Below are 2413 nucleotides of genomic sequence, written 5' to 3' on the forward strand. Positions count from 1 at the left end.
ATATTATCGAAACTGGAAGGATCAAGCTCAATTAAATAATCGGCATACGGCTCGAGATCCATTATTCGTATTGTTGTGTCGCGCAGGTTTTTTTCTATTCGCCCTCCATTCACCTTTAGCTGAAGCCCTTCGATCTTGGGTTCGTTATTATCCCTCAGATTATTTGAATTGAGATCGAGGTAAGGGTACACAAGGACACCGCCCCGGCCCACATTGGTACGGTTATTTAAATCAATAAGACTAGTCTGTTTACTATAAGAGCCGCCGCCGCTTAAGGATTGGGTTAAAACCATCCTGTTAGAGGTTTGCCTTGCCGAGAAAGATGCACGTGCAAAAGAAAGATCAACCCGTAAACTTAAACCAAAGTTCTGCCGGTTGTAATTCAGATTATTGATATAGCTCAAGTTCAAAAAACCACGGTTGAAAACCTGTTTTTCAAGTTCGATCCTTACTTCATTGATGGTATTATAGTTATACCCATACTGAATTTGCGGTCTTAAAGTAAAGCGGGAGGGAAGCTGGAATGTCATCGCAAGGTTACTGAAAACATTCATATATTCAGGACCCACCGACACCGCATAAGATGTTAAACTTGCACTAACTCCCCTTGTTGCAACCGACAAAAGCAGATCAGCTGTAGTTTGTTTGGAGCGAGGATAAACTATTTGATTGAGGGATAAACGCGTAAAACCATAGAAACTTCCTAATTTAAGCGGTTTTGAAACAAGAAATTTTCGTTCTTCCCGGAGATTTCCATTGATGACTGTCTGACCTTTTTTGTAGCTAATATAATTAAGTTCGATCAGCAGGTTGGAAGGTAAGCGATAGTTCAAAAGTGCTGTTCCCCTTACATTATGGGTATAGTCTGCTGTTAAAAGTAAGTTAGAAGCAAGTCTGAAGGAGGAATTGATAAAAGGCATTACCTGATTTGATCTTATGGAAGATAAATATTCCACACCCGTTCCGATCGTTATACCCTTATTAAGACCATACTTAAAATCCGCCCTCGAAAAACGGCTGTATTTTCCATCTTCAAGCATCCCGGCAGTTAAAGTATACTCCATCTCCCCGGATGGCAAAAAGTTATAGGGGACATTAAAAACCTGCTCTTTTGTTCTCTCCTCGCCCCATGGGCCAAAGAAGCGAAGTTTTAAAGCTGAATTACCATACACCAGCGGTACGCGGAATGTGAAAAAACCTGAGGCATCAGCCTTCACATAATCAACTAAGCTGTTATTTACATAAAGTTCAACAATCCAGTCGGGTTCAGTGAAATCACTTAAAGTGTAGCTGTCAAAAGATCTTCTGTAAGCTGTGGATGTATTGGTAAGTTTTATGCCCACTAAAGGAGCAAAAAGGGAAGAGGTAGACTGGGCAGCTATTTTCCCCGCCATCACCTGTTTTAAGATTTTTTGATCATTATTGACATACCTCCACTGGTAAGATTGTTCTCTCAGGTTTAACTTTCTTTGAGAATCATAGTTTAATAAAATATTGGTCTCCCCACCGGCAACAATAGTTCCGATCCTCATATTAAGCCGGGTATTGTTTAGGCCTTGGTGCTGCTGAGTGGATATTACAGACCAGTCAAAGGCTCCCGCATTAAACGCGGAATAGGTTCTTTTAAGGATTGTATCCGCAATTATTTCCTTTTTCAGTTTACTGACATTAGTACGCATAAGTTCCTGTCTTTTTTCGCGTATTACAGGAAGATCAAGTTTCGTAGTCAGCTGAACAGAGAGGCTACGGAAATTAAAAACGCAGTCAAGTCCAAAAACCGCTCCAAAGACGCTCAATTTAAGGTATAAAGCGGTGGAAGTACCTATTATTTCATCTTTTCCTAATGGAATTGTTTTATTTCCCAAGAAAATCTGATGTTGGTTAAGGTCAATCAGGTACTGGTTCTTTTGATCCATGAAGAATCCGGATACAGAATCCAAACCGGGAGATATCGTATTTTTTATTTTTAAAAAATCAAATACATCAGTAACAGATAAATAAGCTTCATTGTCTTTCACGATCGCTTCGACCTCCCGGCCTCCCAAGCCCGCTACGTTCAGAAATACAGAAATTTCATCTATGGGCGGGTCATCTTTAGCAACAGAGTCAAACGGGAATAAAAAAAACAGCCATAGAATATATAATCTCCTGAAAAGGAAACCGGGCAGATCTTGGTAAGGAAATGAAGAGATCATACTGTTTACTTTATTGAGGAGGAGGTTAACCTTTCAATACTTTATTCCTGAAAAAAAGTTATTGAAAATGTGCCCTGGTAGATGCCGGGGGGACTGGCAGTGCTATTCCCTATGGTCAGAATGCCGCCTACTTTGATCTGGTTTCGTACAGGTGGGATTGCACTTGTTACAAAAGGAGATCCGGTATCTGCAGTTCCTATTCTCAGACTGATTGATCC

At 40.4% G+C, this 2413-nt stretch carries 1 protein-coding gene; it reads right to left on the bottom strand.

The genetic code is table 11. The features are described from left to right. A partial coding sequence (locus tag WBJ10_RS03280) for a hypothetical protein (protein WP_424288126.1) occupies positions 1–2195 on the bottom strand: 2195 nt, incomplete at its 3' end. Between the last annotated feature and the right edge of the window lie 218 nt (positions 2196–2413).

Origin of the sequence: Daejeonella sp., from assembly GCF_049655485.1 — a bacterium.
In the GTDB taxonomy this organism is placed as follows: Bacteria; Bacteroidota; Bacteroidia; order Sphingobacteriales; family Sphingobacteriaceae; genus Daejeonella.